This window comes from Massilia aurea (genome assembly GCF_040790145.1).
Taxonomy (GTDB): domain Bacteria; phylum Pseudomonadota; class Gammaproteobacteria; order Burkholderiales; family Burkholderiaceae_D; genus Telluria; species Telluria aurea_C.
This window is the reverse complement of record NZ_JBFMMP010000002.1, coordinates 94,340-117,441: the sequence shown is the minus strand read 5'-3', so window position 1 is coordinate 117,441 and position 23,102 is coordinate 94,340. Positions and strand designations below refer to the sequence as shown.

At 64.3% G+C, this 23,102-nt stretch carries 20 protein-coding genes; 3 read left to right on the top strand and 17 right to left on the bottom strand.

Going from position 1 to position 23,102, the window contains the following annotated elements; translation table 11 throughout:
* Positions 1 to 4 precede the first annotated feature (4 nt).
* From AB2N08_RS05060 to AB2N08_RS05010, 11 genes are all read right to left on the bottom strand, one after another.
* Positions 5 to 2,173 carry an HDOD domain-containing protein gene (locus tag AB2N08_RS05060; RefSeq protein ID WP_367609544.1) on the bottom strand — a complete coding sequence of 723 codons (2,169 nt, stop codon included), beginning with the start codon at positions 2,171 to 2,173 and terminating at the stop codon, positions 5 to 7.
* Between the two features lie 290 nt (positions 2,174 to 2,463).
* Positions 2,464 to 3,747, bottom strand: coding sequence for a multidrug effflux MFS transporter (locus AB2N08_RS05055; RefSeq protein ID WP_367609543.1), 1,284 nt, complete (start codon positions 3,745 to 3,747; stop codon positions 2,464 to 2,466).
* A gap of 14 nt (positions 3,748 to 3,761) precedes the next feature.
* A complete protein-coding gene (locus AB2N08_RS05050; protein WP_441906966.1) occupies positions 3,762 to 4,964 on the bottom strand; it encodes a THUMP domain-containing class I SAM-dependent RNA methyltransferase in 1,203 nt (400 codons plus the stop codon).
* A gap of 266 nt (positions 4,965 to 5,230) precedes the next feature.
* Positions 5,231 to 5,644, bottom strand: coding sequence for a CopD family protein (locus AB2N08_RS05045; protein WP_367609542.1), 414 nt, complete (start codon positions 5,642 to 5,644; stop codon positions 5,231 to 5,233).
* Positions 5,645 to 5,670: 26 nt separating this feature from the next.
* On the bottom strand, positions 5,671 to 6,984 hold the full coding sequence (locus AB2N08_RS05040; RefSeq protein ID WP_441907059.1) for a glutamate-5-semialdehyde dehydrogenase: 1,314 nt from the start codon (positions 6,982 to 6,984) through the stop codon (positions 5,671 to 5,673).
* A gap of 13 nt (positions 6,985 to 6,997) precedes the next feature.
* Positions 6,998 to 8,011 (bottom strand): DNA polymerase III subunit delta, encoded by a 1,014-nt coding sequence (holA, locus tag AB2N08_RS05035; RefSeq protein ID WP_367609541.1) that lies wholly within the window; start codon positions 8,009 to 8,011, stop codon positions 6,998 to 7,000.
* Between the two features lie 3 nt (positions 8,012 to 8,014).
* A complete protein-coding gene (locus AB2N08_RS05030) occupies positions 8,015 to 8,572 on the bottom strand; it encodes an LPS-assembly lipoprotein LptE (protein ID WP_367609540.1) in 558 nt (185 codons plus the stop codon).
* Positions 8,573 to 8,580: 8 nt separating this feature from the next.
* Positions 8,581 to 11,223, bottom strand: coding sequence for a leucine--tRNA ligase (gene leuS, locus AB2N08_RS05025; protein WP_367609539.1), 2,643 nt, complete (start codon positions 11,221 to 11,223; stop codon positions 8,581 to 8,583).
* A 241-nt stretch (positions 11,224 to 11,464) separates the two neighbouring features.
* On the bottom strand, positions 11,465 to 11,791 hold the full coding sequence (locus tag AB2N08_RS05020) for a barstar family protein (protein WP_367609538.1): 327 nt from the start codon (positions 11,789 to 11,791) through the stop codon (positions 11,465 to 11,467).
* A 1-nt stretch (position 11,792) separates the two neighbouring features.
* Positions 11,793 to 12,602: a 4-hydroxy-tetrahydrodipicolinate reductase gene (gene dapB / locus AB2N08_RS05015; protein WP_367609537.1), complete on the bottom strand. Its 810-nt coding sequence runs from the start codon at positions 12,600 to 12,602 to the stop codon at positions 11,793 to 11,795.
* Between the two features lie 9 nt (positions 12,603 to 12,611).
* Positions 12,612 to 13,223, bottom strand: coding sequence for an outer membrane protein assembly factor BamE (locus AB2N08_RS05010; RefSeq protein ID WP_367609536.1), 612 nt, complete (start codon positions 13,221 to 13,223; stop codon positions 12,612 to 12,614).
* 79 nt (positions 13,224 to 13,302) lie between these two features.
* On the opposite strand from AB2N08_RS05010, the gene fur reads away from it, so the two are divergent.
* Positions 13,303 to 13,734, top strand: coding sequence for a ferric iron uptake transcriptional regulator (gene fur / locus AB2N08_RS05005; protein ID WP_367609535.1), 432 nt, complete (start codon positions 13,303 to 13,305; stop codon positions 13,732 to 13,734).
* An 87-nt stretch (positions 13,735 to 13,821) separates the two neighbouring features.
* On the opposite strand, the gene hrcA is transcribed toward fur, so the two are convergent.
* Entirely contained in the window at positions 13,822 to 14,838 is a 1,017-nt protein-coding gene (gene hrcA, locus AB2N08_RS05000) for a heat-inducible transcriptional repressor HrcA (RefSeq protein WP_367609534.1), read from the bottom strand.
* A 92-nt stretch (positions 14,839 to 14,930) separates the two neighbouring features.
* On the bottom strand, positions 14,931 to 15,668 hold the full coding sequence (locus tag AB2N08_RS04995; protein WP_367609533.1) for an HAD family hydrolase: 738 nt from the start codon (positions 15,666 to 15,668) through the stop codon (positions 14,931 to 14,933).
* Positions 15,669 to 15,900: 232 nt separating this feature from the next.
* Between AB2N08_RS04995 and AB2N08_RS04990 the strand changes: the two genes are divergently transcribed.
* Positions 15,901 to 16,494, top strand: a complete 594-nt coding sequence (locus AB2N08_RS04990; protein WP_367609532.1) for a hypothetical protein — start codon at positions 15,901 to 15,903, stop codon at positions 16,492 to 16,494.
* Positions 16,495 to 16,514: 20 nt separating this feature from the next.
* On the top strand, positions 16,515 to 17,159 hold the full coding sequence (locus tag AB2N08_RS04985; RefSeq protein ID WP_367609531.1) for a hypothetical protein: 645 nt from the start codon (positions 16,515 to 16,517) through the stop codon (positions 17,157 to 17,159).
* Positions 17,160 to 17,386: 227 nt separating this feature from the next.
* On the opposite strand, the gene rsmA is transcribed toward AB2N08_RS04985, so the two are convergent.
* Genes rsmA through AB2N08_RS04965 form a run of 4 tightly spaced genes read right to left on the bottom strand, consistent with a single transcriptional unit; the run spans position 17,387 to position 23,012 of the window.
* Complete coding sequence (gene rsmA / locus AB2N08_RS04980) at positions 17,387 to 18,163, bottom strand: 16S rRNA (adenine(1518)-N(6)/adenine(1519)-N(6))-dimethyltransferase RsmA (protein ID WP_367609530.1); 777 nt, start codon at positions 18,161 to 18,163, stop codon at positions 17,387 to 17,389.
* 10 nt (positions 18,164 to 18,173) lie between these two features.
* Complete coding sequence (gene pdxA, locus AB2N08_RS04975; protein ID WP_367609529.1) at positions 18,174 to 19,268, bottom strand: 4-hydroxythreonine-4-phosphate dehydrogenase PdxA; 1,095 nt, start codon at positions 19,266 to 19,268, stop codon at positions 18,174 to 18,176.
* 3 nt (positions 19,269 to 19,271) lie between these two features.
* Positions 19,272 to 20,675, bottom strand: a complete 1,404-nt coding sequence (locus AB2N08_RS04970; RefSeq protein ID WP_367609528.1) for a peptidylprolyl isomerase — start codon at positions 20,673 to 20,675, stop codon at positions 19,272 to 19,274.
* Between the two features lie 60 nt (positions 20,676 to 20,735).
* Entirely contained in the window at positions 20,736 to 23,012 is a 2,277-nt protein-coding gene (locus tag AB2N08_RS04965; protein ID WP_367609527.1) for an LPS-assembly protein LptD, read from the bottom strand.
* Positions 23,013 to 23,102: the final 90 nt, after the last annotated feature.

Below are 23,102 nucleotides of genomic sequence, written 5' to 3'. Positions count from 1 at the left end.
AGGTTTAAACGGAACCGAGCGCGCGCGCCGGTAGCGCAAGCGCCGTGCCGGCGCCGGTGTACGCCGGCAGGAGAATTTCAAACGAGGTGCCGGAACTGGCGCTGCGGCAGGCGATATGGCCGCCCATCTTCTTGACCAGGCCATGGACGATCGACAGGCCCAGGCCGCGCTTGCCATCGGCCGCACCTTCCTTGCTGCTCTTGACCGGCATGAACAGATTGGCCAGCACTTCGCGCGACAGGCCGGGGCCGTTGTCGTTTACGCCCAGTTCGAGGTACAGGTGGCGCTCGCGGTTCACATGGCCACGGTTGACGATCTCGATCCGCCCGCCCTCTTTGTGCTGGGGACCAAGCGCTTCGACCGCGTTCTTGACCAGGTTGACCAGGATCTGCTTGAGCACATCGGGGTCGCCCTCGATCGCGCTGTCGCCGTCCATGCGCGCCACGATCTGCACGCCGCCAGGCACGAAGCCGCTGGTGCGAAACAGCCGCAGCACGTCGTCGACGACGCGGGTCGCATCGACCGGGCGCGGGCCGGCATCCTGCGCCTGCGGTTCGGCCAGGGAACCGATCAGCTGGCCGACGCGGTCGATCTCTTCGTTCAGGATCGACAGCTCGCCGCCCACCGGCTCCTGGCGCGCCAGCTTGCCGTCCAGGATGCTGAGGTAGTTCTTGATGATCGCCAGCGGATTGTTCACTTCGTGCACCACGCGGCGCGAGGCGTCGCGGAACTCTTCGGCCACGTTGGCCAGCTGGCGGCGCGCGTGACCGCGCTCCGACAACAGATTCTCGAGGGCGCCGGCGGCCTGCGCGCCGAAGGCCTGCATGAAGCGCTCGCGGCGCTGGCAATGCGGCAGCTGCCAGGCCGGCACGCCGCCAATGAGCACGCCCAGGCAGCGCGCGCCGGCCACCAGCGGCACGACCACCAGGCTGTCGGTGCCGAGGATGCGCAGCAGCTGCTCTTCGGCCAGGCCAAGCGGCTGGCGCTCGCGCCCCACGAACGCCGGCCGGCGCTCCAGTGCGCTGCGCGCGACCGGGCCGCCCTTGGCCAGCGACACCGAAAAGTCGGCGATGCGCGCCACGCCCGGCGCCGGGGCGCCCGCCAGCAGGTGACCGGTCGGGTTCTCGAGCAGCACCACGGCGCTCTCGAAATCGAACAGGATGCGGGCCGTGCGCGTCATCGCGTCGAGCAGGCCCGATTCGCCCTGCTGGCGCGCCAGGGTCTGGCCCACTTCCGACACCAGCACCATATTGCGCACTTCTTCGTTCAGGCGCTGCTGCACCGGGTCGACCGGCGGCGGCGGCGCATAGGCCGGTGGGCGCGGCATGTCGTCGGCGCCCGCCAGGTCGATGCCAAGGTGCGCGGCGGCCTGCTCGACCTGGCGCGCGGCGCCGGCCATCAGTTGCGCCGCGCGTGGGGCGTCGATCCCGCACAGCGCGCAGGCATCAAGCACCATTGCCTCGTCGCCCGCATGGCTGGTCAGCACATGCGCCAGGCGCACGATGCGGATCAGGGGATGGCTGCCTTCGAGGCGGTCGCCTGGCTCGTGGTGGTACAGCACCGCGTCGGCCAGGAACGAATCGAGCTGCCAGCGCTCGATCAACCAGGCGCCGGCTTCGGTGTGGGTGATCTGGAGCGTGCGCTGCTCGACCGCGCACAGGTCTTCGTCATCGATCGCAGTGAAGTTGAAGGCGTATTCCTTGGGCGCGGCCGCCAGCAGCGCCAGGCGGCCGACATTGTGCAGCAGGCCGGCCAGGTAGGCTTCTTCGGGATGGACGTAGTCGAGCATGCGCGCCGCATCGCGCGCGATCACCGCCGCCGTCAGGGAGTTTTTCCAGAATGCGCGCAGGTCGATGCTGCCGGCGTGCGGGAAGCTGTTAAAGGTCTGGAACACCGAATCGCTGATCACCAGCGTCTTGATCATGTCGGTGCCAAGCGCCACCAGCGATTGTTCGAGGTTGGCGCTGCGCGTGCTGCGGTGATACGCCGAACTGTTGGCGACGGCCAGCAGCTTGCCGGTCATGCCGGCATCCTTCGCGATCAGCCCGGCGAGTTCTGGCATGCCGAGATCGTCGGCCTGCAGGTGCTCGATCAGCTTGACCAGGATCTGCGGCATGGCCGGCAGCCGGGCGATCAGCAAACGATTGCGAATATCCTGGTCGGATAGGAGCATGTTATCAAACACGGCCGCCACTTGTCGAAGGGTTCAGGTAGGTGGCGATCGCGCCCAAACAGGCATGCCACGTCGCCGTGCACTTCAGTGCATGGAACAGGCAAGGGTTGTGCCCACTGCTCCGGATGTTAAAAACGTATCGTAGCATATATACATTTCTGATCAGGAACAATAGTTACACGAATACCGCTTGCTGAGGATGTCCTCTAGTAGTAAAAGCAGCCGCACGTCGAAACTTGTTGCAACGATACGACTGTTTCTTTTGATTCATGCTTGATGGGTGCGAATCATCAGGGTGTGGATTCGCCCCTGGCGCGCAGTTTGCGCCGATGGCGGCGCGCGGTATCCCAGAAGGCGAGCGACAGCAGCACGAAAAATGCCTGGCCGAGCGCCAGCGCCAGCACCGAATGCGACAGCGCCGGCGCAACGGCGCCAGCCACGATCGCGCCGAGCAGTGTGACGATGAACGACTGGCACGACGCCACCGTGCCGCGAATACGCGGGAACAGGTCGAGCGCCAGCAGCGTGGCGCCGGGCGCGATCAGCGAACTGCCGAAGGTGAAGAAGAACATCGGCGCCACCGTCCATGGCAGGGCCGGCGGGAAGAACGCGTGGTAGGTCACGTTGAAGGTCACCGCGCCGAGCATGAAGAAAAAGCCCATCCGGATCTGGCGCGCGAAATCCATCTTGCCGGCCAGCCGGTTGGCCACCAGCGAACCGAGGAAGATGCCGCTCACGGTCGGTACGAACAGCCAGGCAAATTGCGACGGGCCCAGGCCCAGGCTTTCGGGCAGCATCACGGGCGCCGCGGCAATGTACAGGAACAGGCCGGCGAAGTTCAGCGCCGTCACGCCGGCCTTCATGTGGAACAGGAACGAGCTGAAAATGGCGCCGTAGCTCTGCGCCAGGAAGCGCGGGTTGAACGGCTGGCGCTGATCCCGCGGCACGGTTTCGGGCAGGTGCTTCCAGCAGAACCAGAACAGCAGCACGGTGTAGATCGACAGCGCCAGAAAGATCGCGCGCCAGTCGAGCAGGGTCACGATCCAGCCGCCCACCACCGGCGCGATGGCCGGGGCGATCGAGAAGATCATCGTGACCATCGACAGCAGGCGCGCCGCCGCCGTATCGGAATACAGGTCGCGGATGATCGCGCGCCCCACCACCACGCCGGCTCCGGCGGACACGCCCTGCAGCACGCGAAACACCCACAGGTACTCGACCGACGCCGCCGAGGCGCAGCCGAAGCTGCCGATTGCAAACACCACCAGCGCCACCAGGATCACGTTGCGCCGCCCGAACGCATCGGACAGCGCGCCATGCCACAGCACCATGCCGGCAAAGGCCAGCATGTAGGCGGTCAGGGTTTGCTGCACCTGCAGCGGGGTGGCGGCCAGCTGGGCCTGGATCTGCGGGAAGGCCGGCAGGTAGGCGTCGATGGAGAATGGCCCCAGCATCGACAACGCCGCCAGCAGCGTTGCCAGGCCGCCGGCCGAGAGCATCGCAATCTTGTGGGGCATGGGCGCCGGCACGGGTGTGACGGGGTCCTTGGGCAGATCGGATGGTTCTGGCAGCATGGTGGCGGTCCGGGTCAGTCCTGCTTTGGTTTTGCTTCCTCGCGGCGGTTGAAGCCCGCCACCATATCGAAGCGGAACAGGCGGCATTCGAGTGCACCGTTGAAGAACGGCGTCTTGCGCGACTCTTTCAAGCGCAGCATCTTCGGCAAGCCCAGATCGGCCGTGAACAGGTAGGCGGTCCAGCCGGCGAAGCGCTGCTTGAGCGTGGTGGAAAAGGCGGCGTAGAAGCCGGCCGCCATGTCGTCTTGCGGCACGGTGCTGTCGCCGCGCACGCCGATCCGCTCGCCGTACGGCGGGTTGGTCAGCAGGATGCCTGGCTCGGTGGTCGGCGCCGCCACGTGCTGCGCCTCGATCTGCTTGAGCGGCACGTCGAACGTGATGCCGGCGATCCTGAGGTTATGGCGCGTCATTTCGACCATGTCGCCCGAGATGTCCGAGCCGAAGATGGTCGGTTCTTGCGGCAGCACGTTCGGCTTGACCGCCGCCTTCATCGCGGCCCAGGCCTGGCGGTCGTGGTCGGCGAATTTTTCAAAGGCGAAGCTGCGGCGCGCGCCGGATGGAATCCCTTGCAGCATCTGGGCGGCTTCGACCAGGATGGTGCCCGAACCGCACATCGGGTCGAACAGCGGCACGCCCGGCTTCCAGCCCGACACGCGCAGCAAGCCGGCGGCGAGGTTCTCGCGCAGCGGCGCGTCGCCCGTCTCTTCACGCCAGCCGCGCTTGAACAGCGCTTCGCCCGAGGTGTCGAGGTAGACAATGAAGTTGCGCGAATCGAGAAAGCCCACGATGCGCATGTCGGGTTCGCGCGTGTTGACCGACGGGCGCTTGTCATACTGGTCGCGGAAGCGATCGCAGATAGCGTCCTTGATCTTGAGCGTCGTGAATTCAAGGCTGCGCAGCGGCGACTTGACGGCGGTGACGTCGACGCGGATCGTGTGGTCGGGGCCGAACCAGTCTTCCCACACCTGCTCGAGCACCAGGTCGTAGATGTCGTTTTCGGTGGTGTAGCTGCGCTGGCCCATGCGCATGAGTACGCGCGAGGCGATGCGCGAGTGCAGGTTGAGCAGCCAGGCGTCCTGCATCGTGCCCGAGCAGTGCACGCCGCCGGGCACCTGGTTGTGCACCTTCAGCGTGGTGCTTTGTGCGGCGATCTCGCCGATTTCTTCGGCCAGCGCCGCTTCCATGCCGCGCGGGCATGGGCAAAAATATGAGGCCATGAGGTGTACCCTTTGTCCGTTGGTGGTTCTGTGGAGATAACGCGTCAGCCGTGAAGGTGGATGACCGTTGGATTATTTATACCGCTAACTTCAAAACCGTCATTCCCGCGGAGGCGGGAATCCAAGGTGCCCGCGCAGCCAGACGGGCATGCGCTTGTGGCTGCGCTGAGGACTTGGATTCCCGCCTCCGCGGGAATGACGTTTACAGGGCGCGGGCCGATGGACGCCATGCGCCCTGCGCCGTACGTCCTGCGCTCTGCTACCACTTAAAACGGCTTGACCGTCACCAGCACGACAATCGCCAGCAGCAGCACGACCGGCACTTCATTGAACCAGCGATACCACGTGTGGCTGCGCGTGTTCACGCCGCGTTCGAATTTCTTGAGGATGCCGCCGCACATATGATGGTAGCCGATCGTCAGGAACACGAGCAGCAGTTTCGCGTGCAGCCAGCCGCCCTTGATGCCGTAACCCATCCATAGCCACAGGCCGAGCAGCACCGCCGGCACCGACAGGATCAGCGAGAAGCGGTACAGCCGGCGCGCCATGCCCAGCAGGCGCTCGCGCGCGGCCGGGTTGGTTTCCTCGGCCAGGTTGACGAACAGGCGTGGCAGGTAGAACAGGCCGGCGAACCAGGACGCGATGAAGACGATGTGCAGTGCTTTGATCCAGAGATACATGCTTTCCTTGTGGTGAACGTTGAATGTCAGTTGCGTACTTCGCCGTGCCCGAACACGACATACTTGAGCGAGGTCAGGCCTTCAAGACCCACAGGGCCGCGCGCGTGCAGCTTGTCGTTCGAGATGCCGATCTCGGCGCCCAGGCCGTACTCGAAGCCATCGGCAAAACGGGTCGACGCATTGATCATCACCGAGGCCGAATCGACTTCGCGCAAAAAACGCATCGCGCCACTGTGGTCTTCGGTGACGATCGCTTCGGTGTGCTTCGACGAGTACGCGTCGATATGGTCCATCGCCTCGTCGATGCCGGCCACCACCTTCACGGCCAGGATCGGGGCCAGGTATTCGGTGCTCCAGTCTTCTTCCGTCGCCGCAACCAGGTGCGGATAGCCGTTCAACAGCGCGAACGCTTCCGGATCGGCGCGCAGTTCGACTTCCTTCGTCGCATACAACGCGGCCAGGCGTGGCAGCACGGTCGGCGCGATACCGCGCGCCACCAGCAGCGTTTCCATCGTGTTGCAGGTGCCGTAGCGGTGGCACTTGGCGTTGAACGCGATGGCCAGCGCCTTGTCGATGTCGGCCTTGTCGTCGATGTAGACGTGGCAGATGCCGTCGAGGTGCTTGATCATCGGGACCGTCGCCTCGGCCATCAGGCGCGCGATCAGGCCCTTGCCGCCGCGCGGGACGATCACGTCCACGTATTGCGGCATCGTGATCAGGGCGCCCACCGCCGCGCGGTCGACCGTGTCGACTACCTGCACCGCCGCCTGCGGCAAGCCGGCGCCAGCAAGGCCTTCGGCCACCAGCCTGGCCAGCGCGCGGTTGCAGTGGATCGCTTCCGAGCCGCCGCGCAGGATCGCCGCATTGCCGCTCTTGATGCACAGGCCCGCCGCATCGACCGTGACGTTCGGGCGCGCTTCGTAGATGATGCCGATGACGCCCAGCGGCACGCGCATCTGGCCGACCTGGATGCCGCTCGGGCGCACCTTCATGTTCGAGATTTCGCCGACCGGATCGGGCAGCGTTGCAATCTGGCGCAGGCCGGCGACCATCGTCGAGATTGCAGCATCGGACAAGGCCAGGCGGTCCATCAGCGCCGGCGCCAGGCCGGCCGCTTGCGCGGTTTCGAGGTCCTTGGCATTGGCGGCGCGGAGAATCCCGGCATCGCGTTCGATCGCATCGGCGATCAGGTGCAAGGCGCGGTTGCGGGTGGCGGTGTCGGCGCGCGCCATGGCGCGCGAAGCGGCGCGGGCTTGTTGGCCCAGCAGGTGCATGTGTGCGGTGATGTCCATCGTGATTTCCGTTACGTTATCGGTATTCAGGCGTGCGTTGAACGCGATGGCCGATCGCGATTTACCGCGCCACCCGCAACGCCAGCTGCAACATCGCGTCCCACGCGTCGCCCGCGAATTTTTTGGCGCGCAGGCCCTTGACCATGCGGTCGACCTGCGCTGCTTCTTGCAGCGCCGCTTCCAGCGTCGCGAGCGACACGCGGCGCAGCGCCGGCTCCATCATCCGCTCGCGCGGGCCCCATATCCGGTATTCCTTGAGCAGGGCGTTCAACGGCCGCCCCTGCCCCATCCCGCTCTTCAATTTTAGCAGCGTGCGGATTTCTTCGGCCACTGCCCACAAGACCAGCGGCAGCGCTTCGCCCTCGCCCTTCAAGCCTTCCAGCATGCGCACCAGGCGCGCCGTGTCGCCCGTCAGCATTGCCTCGGACAGCTTGAACACGTCGTAGCGCGCCACGTTCAGCACTGCATCGTGCACCTGCTCGAAACTCAGCTTGCCCGGCTCGTGCAACAGCCCGAGCTTCTGGATTTCCTGGTGCGCCGCCAGCAGATTGCCTTCGACGCGGTCGGCGATGAAGTCCAGGCTCTGGCGCTCGGCGCTTTGCCCTTGCGCGGCCAGGCGGTTACCGATCCAGGCCGGCAGCTGCGCGCGCTCGATATTCGGGATGTCGATGTAGACGGCCGCCTGCTGCAGCGCCGTCACCCATGACGCCTTGGCCGTTTGCCAATCGAGCTTGGGCAGCGTGATCAGGGTCAGGTTGTCGGGGCTGAGGTCTTTCGCGTACGCCTGCAGTGCGGCGCTGCCATCCTTGCCCGGTTTGCCGGTGGGGATGCGCAGCTCGATCAGCTTCTTGTCGCCGAACAGCGACAAGGCCTGGTTCGCCGCCAGCAGCTCGCCCCACTTGAAGGTGCGCTCGACGCTCAATACATCGCGCTCGGTATAACCTTGCGCGCGCGCCGCCTTGCGGATGCGGTCGGCCGCTTCCAGCGCCAGCAGATGCTCGTCGCTGGCGATCACGTACAGCTGCGCCAGGTTCTTGGTCAGGTGCCCGTCGAGCGCTTCAAGCCGCAGTTGCATCGCTTATGGCGTCGGCAAAGCAGCCGCCGGTGTCGCTGGCGCCGCAACGGGCTCCAGCGGCTTGATCGCCACCAGGCGGCGCAGGATCTGCTGCACCAGGTCGGATTGCATGTCGCGGTACAGCAGCGCTTCTTCGGATTCCTTGGCCAGCACCTGCGATTCATCGAACGCGATATTGCGGCGCAGGGTGATCTCGGTTGGCGCCAGCAACTGGCGGTTGTTCGCGTCGCGCACCTGGAACACGAGCGTGTAGCTGAGCGAGTACTCACGCACCCGGCCCAGGCTGTTGAGCGACAGGATCGACTTGCCGCGCGACTCGCTGATCACGTCGAACAACGCCTCGGCCTTGGACGCATCGGCTTCGATGCGCAGGTTGTCGCCCGCGCGCAGGTTGCGCTTGAGCTCCGTGCCCAGGGGCGAGGCTTCATTGAACGACAGCCAGATACTCTTGAACGGCACGTTGTACTGGCCGTCGCTGCCGCGCAGCTTGAAGCCGCAGCCGGCAAGGACCGCAACCATGAGCACTGCGCCCAGGGCGCGCACGAGGAAATTATTCGACATGTTCATCATCAGACCACAATGTTGACGAGTTTGCCCGGCACGACGATGACTTTCTTCGGCGTGCCTTCGATGAACTTCTGCACCGCTTCACTGGCCAGTGCAGCCGCTTCGATGGACGCCTTGTCGGCATCCTTGGCCACCTTGACCGAGCCACGCAGCTTGCCGTTCACCTGGATCATCATCTCGATCTCGGACTGCTCGAGCGCCTGCGGGTCGACTTCTGGCCATGGCGCGTTGAGCAGGTCGCCGTGGACGCCGGCAAAGCCCAGCTCTTGCCACAGCGCGTGCGTGATGTGCGGCGCGACCGGGTTCAGCAAGCGCAGGAAGATCGAGAAGCCTTCGGCGATGATGGCGTTCGACGCCGCGCTGTCATCGAGCTTGGCTGATTCGAGCGTGTTGAGCATCTTCATGCAGGCCGAGACCACCGTGTTGTACTGGATGCGCTTCAGGTCATAGTCGGCCTGCTGCAGCACCTTGTGCACTTCACGGCGCAGCGTTTTTTGCTCGTCGCTGTGCGTGCCCTGCACTTCGCCGCTCAGGGCCGCGGCGATGCGCGCGCGCTGCGCGTAGCCGAAGGCCCACACGCGGCGCAGGAAGCGGCTGGCGCCTTCGACGCCGCTGTTGGACCACTCGAGCGTCTGCTCCGGCGGCGACGCGAACATCGTAAACAGGCGCGCGGTGTCGGCGCCGTACTGCTCGATCTGCGCTGCCGGATCGATGCCGTTGTTCTTCGACTTCGACATCTTTTCGGTGCCGCCGATCTGCACTGGCTGGCCATCGCTCTTCAACACGGCGCTTTGCGGGCGGCCCTTGTCGTCGAAGGTCAGTTCGACGTCGGCCGGGTTGAACCAGGTCTTCTTGCTCGAGGCTTCTTCGCGGTAGTAGGTTTCGTTGAGCACCATGCCCTGCGTGAGCAGGTTCACGAACGGCTCGTCGAACTTCACCAGACCGAAGTCGCGCATCACCTTGGTCCAGAAGCGCGCGTACAGCAAGTGCATGACGGCGTGTTCGATGCCGCCGATGTACTGGTCCATCGGCATCCAGTAGTCATTGCGCTCATCGACCATTGCGTCGTTGGAGCCTGGCGACGTATAGCGCATGTAGTACCACGACGAATCGATGAAGGTGTCCATCGTGTCGGTCTCGCGGCGCGCCGGCTTGCCGCAGCTCGGGCAGTCGCACTTCAGGAACGCTTCGTCCTTGTTCAGCGGGTTGCCGGTGCCGTCCGGGACCAGGTGTTCGGGCAGCACGACCGGCAGGTCGGCCTCGGGCACCGGCACGATGCCGCACTCGGCGCAGTGGATCATCGGGATCGGCGTGCCCCAGTAGCGCTGGCGCGAGATGCCCCAGTCGCGCAGGCGGAACGTGACCTTCTTGGCGCCCAGGTCCTGGCTCGCCAGTTCGCCCGACACCGCATTGACGGCCGAGATGTAATCGAGCCCGTCGTACTTGCCCGAATTGATCGTGCGGCCGTTGTCCTTGTCGCCGTACCATTCTTGCCAGGCGTCCAGCGAGAATGCCTGGCCTTCGACCGCCACCACCTGCTTGATCGGCAGATTGTATTTTTTTGCAAAGCCGAAATCGCGTTCGTCATGCGCTGGCACGCCCATCACGGCGCCATCGCCGTAGGTGATCAACACGTAGTTGCCGACCCAGACAGGGATCTGTTCCTGCGTGACCGGATGGGTGACGAACAGGCCGGTTGGCATGCCCTTCTTTTCCATCGTCGCCATGTCGGCTTCGATCACCGAACCGAGCTTGCACTCGGCGATGAATTGCTGCAGTTCCGGGTTGTTCTTTGCGGCGTGCTGGGCCAGCGCGTGTTCCGGCGCCACGGCGCAGAAAGTCACGCCCATGATCGTGTCGGCGCGGGTGGTAAACACGTACAGCTTGCCGTCGTCGATCAAGTCACCTGCGTCATCGGCAATCGTGTGCGGGAACGCGAAGCGCACGCCGGTCGACTTGCCGATCCAGTTGGCCTGCATCGTGCGCACGCGCTCGGGCCAGCCCGGCAGCTTGTTGTCGACATGCTCGAGCAGTTCGTCGGCGTATTCGGTGATGCGCACGTAGTACATCGGGATTTCGCGCTTCTCGATGAGCGCGCCCGAGCGCCAGCCGCGGCCGTCGACGACCTGCTCGTTGGCCAGCACGGTCTGGTCGACCGGGTCCCAGTTCACGGTGCCCGTCTTCTGGTAGATGATGCCTTTTTCGAGCATCTTGAGGAACATCCACTGGTTCCACTTGTAGTAGTCCGGCTTGCAGGCGGTCATCTCGCGCGACCAGTCGATCGCCAGGCCCATCGACTCCATCTGGCCACGCATGTGGGCGATGTTCGAATAGGTCCATTCGGCGGGCGGCACGTTGTTGGCCATCGCCGCGTTCTCGGCAGGCATGCCGAACGCGTCCCAGCCCATCGGCATCAGCACGTTGTAGCCGTTCATCCGCAGGTAGCGGTACATCACGTCATTGATCGTATAGTTGCGCACGTGGCCCATGTGCAGCTTGCCCGATGGGTAAGGCAGCATCGAGCAGGCGTAGTACTTGCCCTTCGGGAAACGCGGATCGTGTTCGACGGCTTTGTAGGCGTCGATCGATTTCCAGTAGGCCTGGGCGGCCTGTTCGACTTCAGCTGGACTATATTTTTCTTGCATGATTTCTGCAGACGTAATGTGGGGGATGGAACCGGTCATTATAACCTGTTGATTTTGCACTAACGCGTGGCGTGGTGCAGGTGGGGGAAGCGGGGTTTGCGGTGATGCTGGCTGACTTGGGTTCCCGCCTCCGCGGGAACGACGTGCGAGCGCTGCAGGGTAACGGCGTTAGTACCTCTGCTATTGAGACCGTCGTTCCCGCGAAGGCGGGAACCCAAGTGTCGACAAGCCGCCAACAACCTCAGCGCAGCACCAACTCCAGTGCCGGCTTTTCGCCATAATCCTCATACCGCTCGTTGATGCCGCCGATACAAAAGGCCAGCTCCTCGAACAGATCCGGCGCCGCCGCCTTCATGGCGTCGGCGCCGGTGATGACGACTTCAAGCACTTCGTCCGGCCCAAGCCGGAATTTGGTCATGTTTTCGTCGTCGCGCAGGTAGCTCAGGCAATCCACCCAGGCATCGATGCTGTTGCCGTACGACGCCGGGAAACCGAATGCGTCCCGGCTTTGCGCATGAAACGCCGCTTCGTCGACGATGGCGGCGCCGTTCAGTTCTGCAACGGCCATATCAGGCTTTCAGGCCCAGCACGTCCTGCATGTCGAACAGGCCGCTGGATTTGTCGACCAGGAAGCGCGCCGCGCGCAGCGCGCCGTGCGCGTAGGTGACGCGGCTGCTCGACTTGTGGCTGATCTCGATGCGCTCGCCCGTGCCGAGGAACATGACGGTGTGGTCGCCCACGACGTCGCCGCCGCGCACGGTGGCAAAGCCGATCGTCGACGGGTCGCGCTCGCCCGTGACGCCTTCGCGCCCGTACACGGCGCATTCTTTCAGGTCGCGACCGATGGCGTCGGCAATGACTTCGCCCATCTTGAGCGCGGTGCCCGACGGCGCATCGACCTTGTGGCGATGGTGTGCTTCGACGATTTCGATGTCGTAGCCTTCATTGAAACTCTTGGCCGCAAGTTCCAGCAGCTTGAGCGTGACGTTCACGCCCACGCTCATGTTCGGCGCGAACACGAGGCCGACCTTTTCGGCGGCGGCGGCAATGGCGGCCTTGCCGGCGTCATCGAAACCGGTGGTGCCGATCACCATCTGCTTGCCGTTGGCGGCGCAGTACGCGAGGTGCGCCAGCGTGCCTTCGGGACGGGTGAAGTCGATCAGCACGTCGGCATTGTGCAGGCCGTGCTTGATACTGTCTTCTATCATCACGCCGGTGAGAAAGCCCCCGAAGGCGCCGGCATCCTGGCCGATGAACGGCGAACCGGGCAGGTCGAGGGCGCCGGCCAGGCGGGCGTCGGGGGCGTACTGGATGGCTTCGATCAGCATGCGGCCCATGCGGCCGCTGGCGCCGGCAACGGCGATATTCAACATCGTCATGGCGATTCCTTACTGCTGGGTTGCCGGCGCGGTCACCGTGATCGGTGCAACTGGACGGCTTTCCGGCTTGTCTTTCTTTTCCGGCACCTTGGCCGGGCCGGCGATGCGGTTGATGTAGTCGCGCTCGCTCGGCAGGTTGCCGCCCTCGAAACGCTCGACCACGTCATCCTTGAAGAATACGGTGACGCGGCTGGTGGTCAGTTCGCCATTGCCGCGGGCCAGGTAGAACGGATAATCCCAGCGGTCGGCGTGGAACACGTCGACCAGCAGCGGCGAGCCGAGCAGGAAGCGCACCTGATCGCGCGACTGGCCGACCTTCAGCTGGTTGAGCATCTCTTGCGAGACGAAGTTGCCTTGCTGGATGTCCGGGCGGTATGGCGAGAACACCCACAAGAATTTCTGCAGGCGCGAGGCTTGCACGGTCTGCGCGCCGGCATTGGCGATGGCGGCCGATTTGTCAGCGTCGGCGGCGGTGGCCGCAGCGTCCGTTGCCACCGGCGGCGCCGGACGGGTCTGGTTGCGCCAGGAGGCGCAGCCGGACAGCGTCAGCGTGCAGACGAGACCTGCCGCCAGCACCGCCTTGGCGGAAAATCGATGGGGTACGGCTTGTTTGACGCGCATAGGTAACCTCAAATCGTTCGAGCGGGAGCTTTCAAAACGCTATATCATAAAGCACTCCGCCAATATGCGAGTAACAAACATGAGTAACAATCCGACCGACCTGAAGGCAAGCGGCCTCAAGGCCACGCTCCCGCGCCTGAAAATTCTGGAAATTTTCCAGAACAGCGCCGTGCGTCACCTCACCGCCGAAGACGTCTACAAGATCCTGTTGGCCGAAAACATGGACGTGGGCCTGGCCACCGTCTACCGCGTCCTGACGCAATTCGAGCAGGCCGGCCTGCTCAACCGTAACCACTTCGAAACCGGCAAGGCCATCTATGAGCTCAACGCCGGCTCGCACCACGACCACCTCGTGTGCGTCACCTGCGGCCGGGTCGAAGAGTTCTACGACGACGAAATCGAACAGCGCCAGAAGATGATCGCCGAAACCCACGGCTATACGATCGTCGACCATGCGCTGGCGATCTACGGCAGCTGCCCGCAATGCAAGGCGGCGCGCAAGACAAGTTAAGCCATCCGCAGCCGGCAGGGCTGACGACAAAAAGGGCGCACGGGTTAGTTACCGTGCGCCCTTTTTTCGTCTGGCAGAACAAGACGGTCAAGGCTGGCTGAGTGCGTTCGACAGCAGCTTGGCGGTAATGTCGACGATGGGAATGACCCGCTCATAGGCCATCCGGGTGGGGCCAATGACGCCAAGGGTGCCAACGATGCGGCCATCGACGGCGTACGGCGCCGTGACCACGCTCATCTCGTCCATCGGCACCAGGTTCGATTCGCCGCCGATGAAGATCTGCACCCCGCCGGCCTTGCTCGACATGTCGAGCAATTGCATCAGGCCGGTTTTTTGCTCGAACATCTCGAACATCTGGCGCAGCGAGCTCATGTTGGACGACAGGTCGGTCACCGACAGCAGGTTGCGCTCGCCGGAAATAACCACGTCGTCGCTTTCGGCCATCGCCTCACTGCCGGCCTCGACCGCGGCATGCATCAGGCGCCCCATATCGTCGCTCAGTTGCCGCAACTCGCCGCTCAGGCGTTGGCGCACGCCGTCGAATGACTGCCCGGCAAAGTTCTGGTTCAGGTAATTGGCCGACTGCGACAACTGCGTCGGCGTGTAGTCGACATCGGTCAGCAAGAGGCGGTTCTGCACGTCGCCGCGCGGATCGACGATCACGAGCAGGATGCGCTTTTCGGACAGGCGCAAAAATTCAATCTGCTGGAACACCGATTCGCGGCGCGGGCTTTGCACCACGCCGGCGAACTGCGACAGGGACGACAGCATCTGCGCCGCATTGGCGATCAGCTTTTGCGGATGCTGCAGCGGCAGGCGCATGCGTTCGGCGCCGACCGTCGTTTCATCGAGCTGCTTGACCGTGAGCAGCGTGTCGACAAATACGCGATAGCCGCGCGGCGTCGGGATCCGGCCTGCCGACGTGTGGGGACTGGCAACAAAACCCATCTCTTCGAGGTCGGCCATGATGTTGCGGATCGTCGCGGGCGACAATTCCAGGCCCGACAGCTTGGACAGCGCGCGCGAGCCGACCGGCTGGCCGTCGGCAATATAGCGTTCGACAAGCGCTTTGAGCAGGGTTTGGGCACGGTGATCGAGTTGCATGGGTCCAGGAAACGGTTTGTGACGCTGCATTATAAGATTGGGGCGCGGCATGGCAGTGCAAGGCTTACTCGTCCACACGACCGATCCCCGTGTTATACGCGTATCTGCTGTTGTGTGTGTGGATGTTCGTGCTGGTTGTCGAGCCAATCGAGCAGCGCATCGATGCTGTCGACCTCGACATCGGGCTGCACCTGGTCGGCCAGGTCATTGCGCTTGCCGCTGCGGTTCATCCAGGCGGCGCGCAAGCCTGCCTGCTGGGCGCCCTGGACGTCGAGCAGCAAGTCGTCGCCCACATACACGGTATCGGCAGGCAGCACGCCCAGCGCCGTGCAGCCGGCCAGGAAAATCCCCGGGTCGGGCTTGGCGCGCCCGAAGTCGCGCGCCGCCACCGAGGCCTGGAACTGCGCGGCCAGGCCAATGGCGGCCAGGTCGGCCACCCCGTTGGTGACCGAACCAACCAGCGCACGTTGCCTCAGGCGCGCCAGGCCGGGCACCACGTCAGCGTAGGGCGTCACGGCATTGCGGGCGGCGCTGAAGAGGGTCATGGCGTCGCCCACCTTTGCAATGTCTTCGCCCACTTGTTCGAACGCGGCGAGCAGGCCGGCGCGGCGCAGCGCGGCCAGGTCAATGCCGTATTCGGGTTGGCGCGCCAGCAATTCGAGGCGTGCCTGGCGCAGGCTGTCGATCGTGAAGTGTGCGGCCACGCGCGGCGCATGCTGCTGCAGCCACGCGTAGAGATTGGTTTCGGCGGCCCGGATCACCGGCGCGATCGGCCACAGGGTATCGTCGAGGTCGAACAGTACGGCTTTGGGCCAGGGGCGGCGGGTCATCGGCTTTTGGGGACAGGCAGGAGAATTGCGCTACGCCAGCATAGCGAGGCGTCCGCTCAAAAGCAATGTACACCGACCTGAGTTGCTTTTGTGACATGGCGCTTACAAGCTGATACACATGCAAATCGGACGCAAATGGTCCGACTGCCTAATAAATGAACTAAAATGTTGAGCGATTTTTTAATTCCAACCGCGCAGCCTGCGCTTTCCCGCTAGATTTTTTGGAGAATATATGAAGAGTTCCTACCTGCGCGCAAGCGCAGCGCTGGCATGCGCGGTCCTGTTGACTGCTTGCGGTGGCGACGATGGCCAACTGCTGCTGGGCGGCACGATTTCCGGTGTCACCAAGACCGGCATGGTCCTGACCAATAACGGCGGTTCGGACTATGAAATTCCGGTGCCGTCGAACGGCACCGGCGTGACGACGTTCTTCTTCCCCGGCCTGATTTCGTCCGACGACAAGTACGACGTGCAAATCAAGAGCGTGCCGACCAATGTCGACCGGTCGACTTGCCAGCTGCTCTATAATTCGGGCCGCGCCGGCTTCGACGTCACGACCATCCAGATTGCCTGCGGCTTCAAGACCCACGCCCTGACCGGCACCGTCAGCAACCTCAAGGCCGACCTGGTCCTGATCAATGGCTCCGACCGCGTCATTGTGCCGGCCGGTGCAACGACGTTTGCCATGGCCCGTGTTGCCCAAGATGCGCCGTATGGCGTCTCGATCCTGACGAACCCGGCCAGCCAGAGCTGCACCATCGCCAACGGTGTCGGTACGATGGGCGAGTCCGATGTGACCAACGTGGCCGTCACGTGCGCACCTTAATTTTTCCTGGAGTCAAACGCATGAAGTCTTCCCTGATCCGCCCGGCGCTTGCGCTGGCGCTGGCTGCAAGCCTGGCCGCCTGCGGCGGCAGCGACAAAGCCGAGTTCACCGTTGCCGGTTCGGTAACCGGTCTTGCCTATGATGGCCTGGTGCTGCGTAACGCCGGCGTACCACTGACGGTCGCGCCGCCAACCACGGCCGGCGCAGCTGTACGATTCGCCTTCGCCGACAAGCTGGAATACGGCGACACCTATGACGTCACCGTCGGCACGCAACCGGCGCACCAGACCTGCGCACCGGGCGTGCCGGAAGGCGCGTATTACTCAAACAATGCCGATACGGCCGGCCGCCTGGTGACGATCGACATCGCGATTTCGTGCGCGATCAATGCCTACGCCATCGGCGGCACGATCACCGGGCTGACCGGCGCCGGCCTGGTGCTGGCCAACGGTAGCACCGGCGGCACCTACACGGCGACCGCGCCGACTGCCGGCACCACCGCAACGCCGTTCGTTTATCAACTGCCAACCGTTTCCTACAACACCACGTACGGCGTCACGATCAGTGCCCAGCCAGCCGGCCAGGTGTGCACGATCGTGAACCCGACCGGCACCATGGGCGATGCCGCTGTCAGCAACATCAACGTGACCTGCGTTGCCACGTAATTTGAAAGTTATACGTAATTCTTATGTCGAGTATGCGAAAGGATGATTGGACTTATATGCTGTAACGCAGCATACTGGACCTGTCTCCTCCAACTCTCCTCAGAAAAGAATTGGATTTCGGCCCGCTCTTGTAGCGGGCCTTTTTTTTGGCCGCTCACGCAAACTTCCAGATATGAAAAAAGCGCCGATCAGGCGCTTCGGGGATTCAACCGCGTTTTTGGCGTGGCTTATGCCTGGGCAGGCAAATTGGCCAGCGCCACATACTGCGCCAGGCTCACCGCTTCCGGCCGCACGCCCGGATCGATGCCCACTTCCACTAGTTGCGCCTCGGTGAACATCCCCGCCACGCAATTGCGAATCACTTTGCGCCGCTGCGAGAACGCCTTGGCCACCACCGCTTCGAGGCGCTTGGCGTCGCACGGCAGCTGCTGCTTGACCGGCACCATGCGCACGATGGCCGATTCGACCTGCGGCGGCGGATCGAACGCGGTTGGCGGCACGATGAACATCAGCGACATGTCATAGCGCCATTGCAGCATCACGGAGAGGCGGCCATAGGTCTTGCTGCCCGGCTCGGCGACCATGCGCTCGACCACTTCCTTTTGCAGCATGAAATGCTGGTCCTCGATCTGGTCCGCGAAGTCGGCCAGGTGGAACAGCAGCGGGCTGGAAATATTGTATGGCAGGTTGCCCACCACGCGCAGTTTCTTGCCCTCGGCCACCGGAATCGCGCCGAAGTCGAATTTCAGGGCGTCGCCCGAGTGCACCGTCAGGCGCTCGCGCGGATACGCTTTTTCCAGGCGCGTCACCAGGTCGCGGTCGAGCTCGACGACATGCATGTGCTCGAGCTGCTTGAGCAGCAGCGCCGTCATCGCGGCCAGTCCCGGCCCGATTTCGACCATCGTCTCGCCCTGGCGCGGCGCGATGGCGTCGATGATGTCGGAGAGAACTTGCTTGTCGGTCAGGAAGTTCTGGCCGAAGCGCTTGCGTGCAACGTGTTTCATGAATGCTTTCTTAAATGTTTACTGCGCCGGCAGCGCGCTGCGCCTGCACCATCTGCATGGCGGCGCGGATCGCTTCGATCATGCTGCCGCAGTCGGCCAGGCCGAGGCCCTGCGCGGCCAGGTCGAGCGCGGTGCCATGGTCGACCGAGGTGCGGATCAGGGGCAGGCCGAGCGTGACGTTGATGCCGCGCCCGAAGGTCGCGTGCTTGAGCACCGGCAAGCCCTGGTCGTGGTACATCGCCAGCACGCAGTCGGCGTCTTTCAGGTATTTCGGCTGGAACAGCGTGTCGGCCGGATACGGACCGCGCGCATCGATGCCGCGCGCACGCGCCGCCTCGAGCACCGGCGTGATGACATCGATTTCTTCGCGGCCCAGGTAACCGTTTTCGCCCGCATGCGGGTTCAGGCCGGTCACCAGAATGACGGGCGCGGCGATGCCGAACTTGTGTGTCAGATCGCTGTGCACGATGTTCAGCACCTGGGTCAGGTTCTCGCGCGTGAGCGCGGCCGGGACATCCTTCAGCGGCAGATGGGTGGTGGCCAGCGCGACGCGCAGGTACGGTTGATCGCCCTGCGGCGAACCGGCCAGCATCATCACCACCTTCGGCGTGCCGGTCTGTTCGGCCAGGTATTCGGTGTGCCCGGAAAACGCGACGCCGGCATCGTTGATGGTGCTTTTTTGCAGCGGCGCGGTGACGATGGCGTCGAACCAGCCGCGCTGGCACCCTTCAATGGCCAGGTCGAGCGTGGCCAGCACGGCGCGGCCGTTCTCGGGATCAAGCCGGCCCGGCACCACGTGGGCGTCCAGCGGCACGTCGATCACCGCCAGCCGTTCGGCGCCGAAATGCGGCAGGCCGCCGTTGCGCAGCGCTTGCGTGGACAAGGCGGCCAGGCGGATGGCGGGATCGATCAGGCTGGCGGTGAGCGCAAGAAAGGCCGCGTCGCCCACCAGCACGCAGTTGGCGTCATCGCGCAAGGCCCAGGCGGCGCGGATCGCGATCTCGGGGCCGATGCCGGCCGGCTCGCCGACCGTGATCGCCAGGGTGGGACGAATTACGGGACGATTCTGCGCCAGCGGGCGCGCAGGCGCCTGCGGCGCAACCATGGCTTATTGCTCCTCGCGGAACTCGACGTAGGCGCGGTCGCGCACCTGGCGCATCCAGTCTTCCATCGCCTCTTGCATCTTGCGGTCGCGCAGCACCTGACGGGCCACGTTACGCTCTTTCTGCTGCGTTACGTCTTCGCTCTTGCGCTCGACCACCTGGATCAGGTGGAAGCCGAACGGCGACTGCACGATATCGGACGTCTCGCCCGGCTTGAGGGCATTCATCGCGGTCTCGAATTCAGGCACGGTGTCGCCCGGATATAGCCAGCCCAGGTCGCCGCCCTTGCTGGCCGAACCATCCTGCGAGTGCAGGCGCGCCAGCTCTTCGAAGGTGCCGGCGTTGTTGGCCATCTTTTCCTTGATTTCCAGCAGCTTGCGCTTGACCTCGCCCTCGGTCATGGTCGGGGTGACCTTGATCAGGATGTGGCGCGCGCGGGTCTGCTCGACGATCGCCTTGTCGGTCTCGCTGGCCAGCGAACGCTTGCCGGCGAGCTTGAGGATGTGGAAGCCGACGTTGGTCTTGAGGATCGGCGTGACCTGGCCCGGCTCGATCTTGCGCAGCTCGGCCGAGAAATTCGGCGGCAGGCGGTCGGCGTCGCGCCAGCCGATTTCGCCGCCCTTGAGCGCGTCCGGTGCGTCGGAATAGGTCGAGGCCATGCGCGCGAAGTCGGCGCCGGTGCGCAGCTGGCGCATCACTTCTTCCGCGCGTGCGGCGCGGGCGGCGATCTGCTCGGGCGATGCGTTCTCTGGTACCCGCACCAGGATCTGGGCGATGTCGACTTCGATGCGGTCGGCCGCAGCGGCCTTGGCGGCGGCCATATAGGTGTCGATCTCGGCTTCCGAGACCTGCACCTTGCTGTCGACCTCGTGCTCGCGCAGGCGCTGCATCATGATCTCGTTGCGGATGTCTTCGCGGAACTGCGAAAACGGCATGCCTTCTTTTTCCATCTGGTTGCGCATGTCCTGCACCGACAGCTTCTGGTTCTCGGCGATGCGGCCGATGGTGGCGTCGAGGGTGCGGTCGTCGACCTTGACGCCCATCTCTTTGGCCAGCTGCAGCTGGGCGCGCTCGACGATCATCGCCTCGAGCACCTGACGCTCCATCGTGGCGGTGTCGGGAATCTGGGCGTTACGCGCCTTCATGTTCGCCGTCACCTGGACCAGGCGGCCGGCCACTTCGTTGCGCGTGATGACTTCGTCGTTGACGACGACCTGGATCGAGTCGACCACCTTGGCATTGGCCGAGGCTGGCGGCAGGAAGCCGGAGCCGGCGGCAGGCGCAGGCGTGGCGGCGGCGGGCGCCGCGGCCTGGGCCAGGACCTGGCCCGCGCTCAGCGCGCACAGCAGCGCGGCTGCCAACTGGAGAGACTGCAAACGGGTAGTACGCATCATCTGGAAAGCACTCATTTGAGGATTGTTCACGTCAGGTTGGACGACGAAGTATGGACACCGAGTCTGAATTTTGCCTTAGGGGCGCGAATTCGCCGCATTCAGTCGCGTATAGCCCGGCACGCTCTTGTTGAACGACTCGAGCGGATTGCCCAGGCCCAGGCGCGACAAGCCATTGAGCTCGAGCTGGAAGAAGATCGGCGTCGATTCGGTCTGGGCTGCAGTGACGAAACGCTGCGCGCCCATCCGGAACACCCAGCAATCGGCCTGGTACTCGAGACCGATCAGGCTCTCGATCAGCTTGCCGCCGGTGGACGGGTTGACCGTTTGCCCCACGCCATACGAGCGCAGCGCGTAACTGACCCGCGCCACGCCATACCAGCGCTTCGAGATCGGGTACTGCGCCGACAGGTCGATATTGCGGAAACTGTCACGTTGATAACGATACTCCGCATTCACCGCCTTCATCTTCCCCGGACGCCACTGTACGCTCACGTTCGAGCTGTACAAACTGCTTCCGGCCGCATCGTATTGTACGCCGCTATCGAAGGTCCAGGACTCGGAAATGGTACCGGCGGCGGCCAGCAGCAGGTCGGACCGGCTTTGCTGCGCCGCTTCGCCCGCGATGCGCACGCGCGGCTCTTCGAAGTACAGGCGCTGGCCAAAGGCCAGGCGCAGGCGCTCGGCGCCGTCTTCCTGGATGAAGCGCGACACCAGCGCCGCGGTCAGCTGGTTGGCGTCGGACACGCGGTCCAGGCCGACGTAGCGGTTCTCGGAAAACAGCTGGGCGTAGTTGAAGCCCGCGCGGCCCGTGTCGAACAGCGGCACGTCGTCCTGGTTCTCGTATGGCGTGTAGACATAGAACAGGCGCGGCTCGAGCGTCTGCGTGGTGGATTTGCCGAACAGCGACGCGTCGCGCTCGAACACCATGCCGCTGTCGAGCGAGACCGTCGGAATCGTGCGCGACAGCTTGGTCGGCTTGCCCAGGCGCGTCGCATGATCTTCGAGATCGTACTTGGCCGCGTTGTACATCACCTTGGGCGTGACGAACCAGCCCGGCCGCACGATCGGGTAGCTCACCTGGCCCTGGATCACGGCGCGCGAGCCGTCGACGTCGGTGGGGTGGGCGAAGCGGGTCGCCTCGGCGTCCACCGCCCAGTCGAAGCCCGCCACGTCGTAGCGCGCCGAGCGGAAGTTAATCTGCGGCAGGCGGTCGTACGGCCGCGGCACCGTCAGGCTGGGATTGGTGGCGGCGGCCGGGTCTTGCAGCACCTGGTAATTCTGGGCGCGCGCCGACAGGCTCCAGAACTGGCCCGAATAATCGGTGCGCAGTTCGCGCAGCAGCTGGCGCTCGGCGCTGGCGGCGACGGTGCGTGAAAAGTCGGACGGGTATTCATCGTCCGACGCGCCATGCAGGTTCCAGCCGTACGACCAGTTCGGCTTGATCACGCCGCTGTGCAGCGAGTCGGCGCGCCAGCGCGTGGTGCCCGTTTCGCGGTCGTCCGGCAGCACTTCGACGTGCGTTTCGCCGTTGTAGGTGCTGCCCAGGTAACGGCCGGTCGCGCCCAGCTGGAAGCCGCGGTCGAACATCATGCGCGGGTACAGCGTCAGGTCGCGGTTCGGGGCGATGTTGACGTAGTACGGCACCATCACCTCGGCCTTGCCTTGCGAACCGAAGCCCACGGTCGGCGGCAGCCAGCCCGACCTGCGCTGGCCCGACAGCGAGAACGACATCGCCGGCGTGCCGATGATCGGCACGTCCTTGAAATAGATGACGGTCTTGCCGGCGGTGCCGACGTCGCGGCCCTTGTCGAGGCGCAGGGTGCTCGACTTGAGATACCAGTCGGGATCCGGCCCTTCGCAGGTGCTGTAGGTGCCGTCGCGCACGACGGCCTGCTGCTCGCCCAGAAAGTCGATGCGGCTCGCCTGGCCCTGGCCATTGTTCGAGGCCATGAAGTACGTCGGGTTGAGCAGGTAGCCCTTGCCGGTTTCCAGGTTCAGCTGCAGCTCGTCGCCTTTATAGCGGTCACCAAAGCGCCACATATCGACGTTGCCGGCGGCCGTGACCTCGTCTTCGACCATCAGATAACAGGCCGTATCGGCCTTCATGCCGGTCTGGCCGCGCGTGATCTCGACGTTGCGATTCAGGTCGAGCCGGCGGTCGGGCCGGCCGGCGATGTCCTCGGCCTTGACGGTGACCGGCAACTCGTCCTCGGTCTGCGCGGTGGGCGCGGGGGCAGTAACGTTGACGGTGGCGGGAGTCTGGGCGAACGCAGGCATCGCAGTGACCGAAGCCATTGCATACAGTGCGAGCACGTGTCGTGGTGGGAATGGTTGGGCCGAGGACCAGCTCATGGAAAATCGCAGCTCATGGAGAATCGACGTGCGCCATAAAGGGCGGTTTTTTTGGGATGAATCCCTTATTATAGGGGAATTAGCTCAACC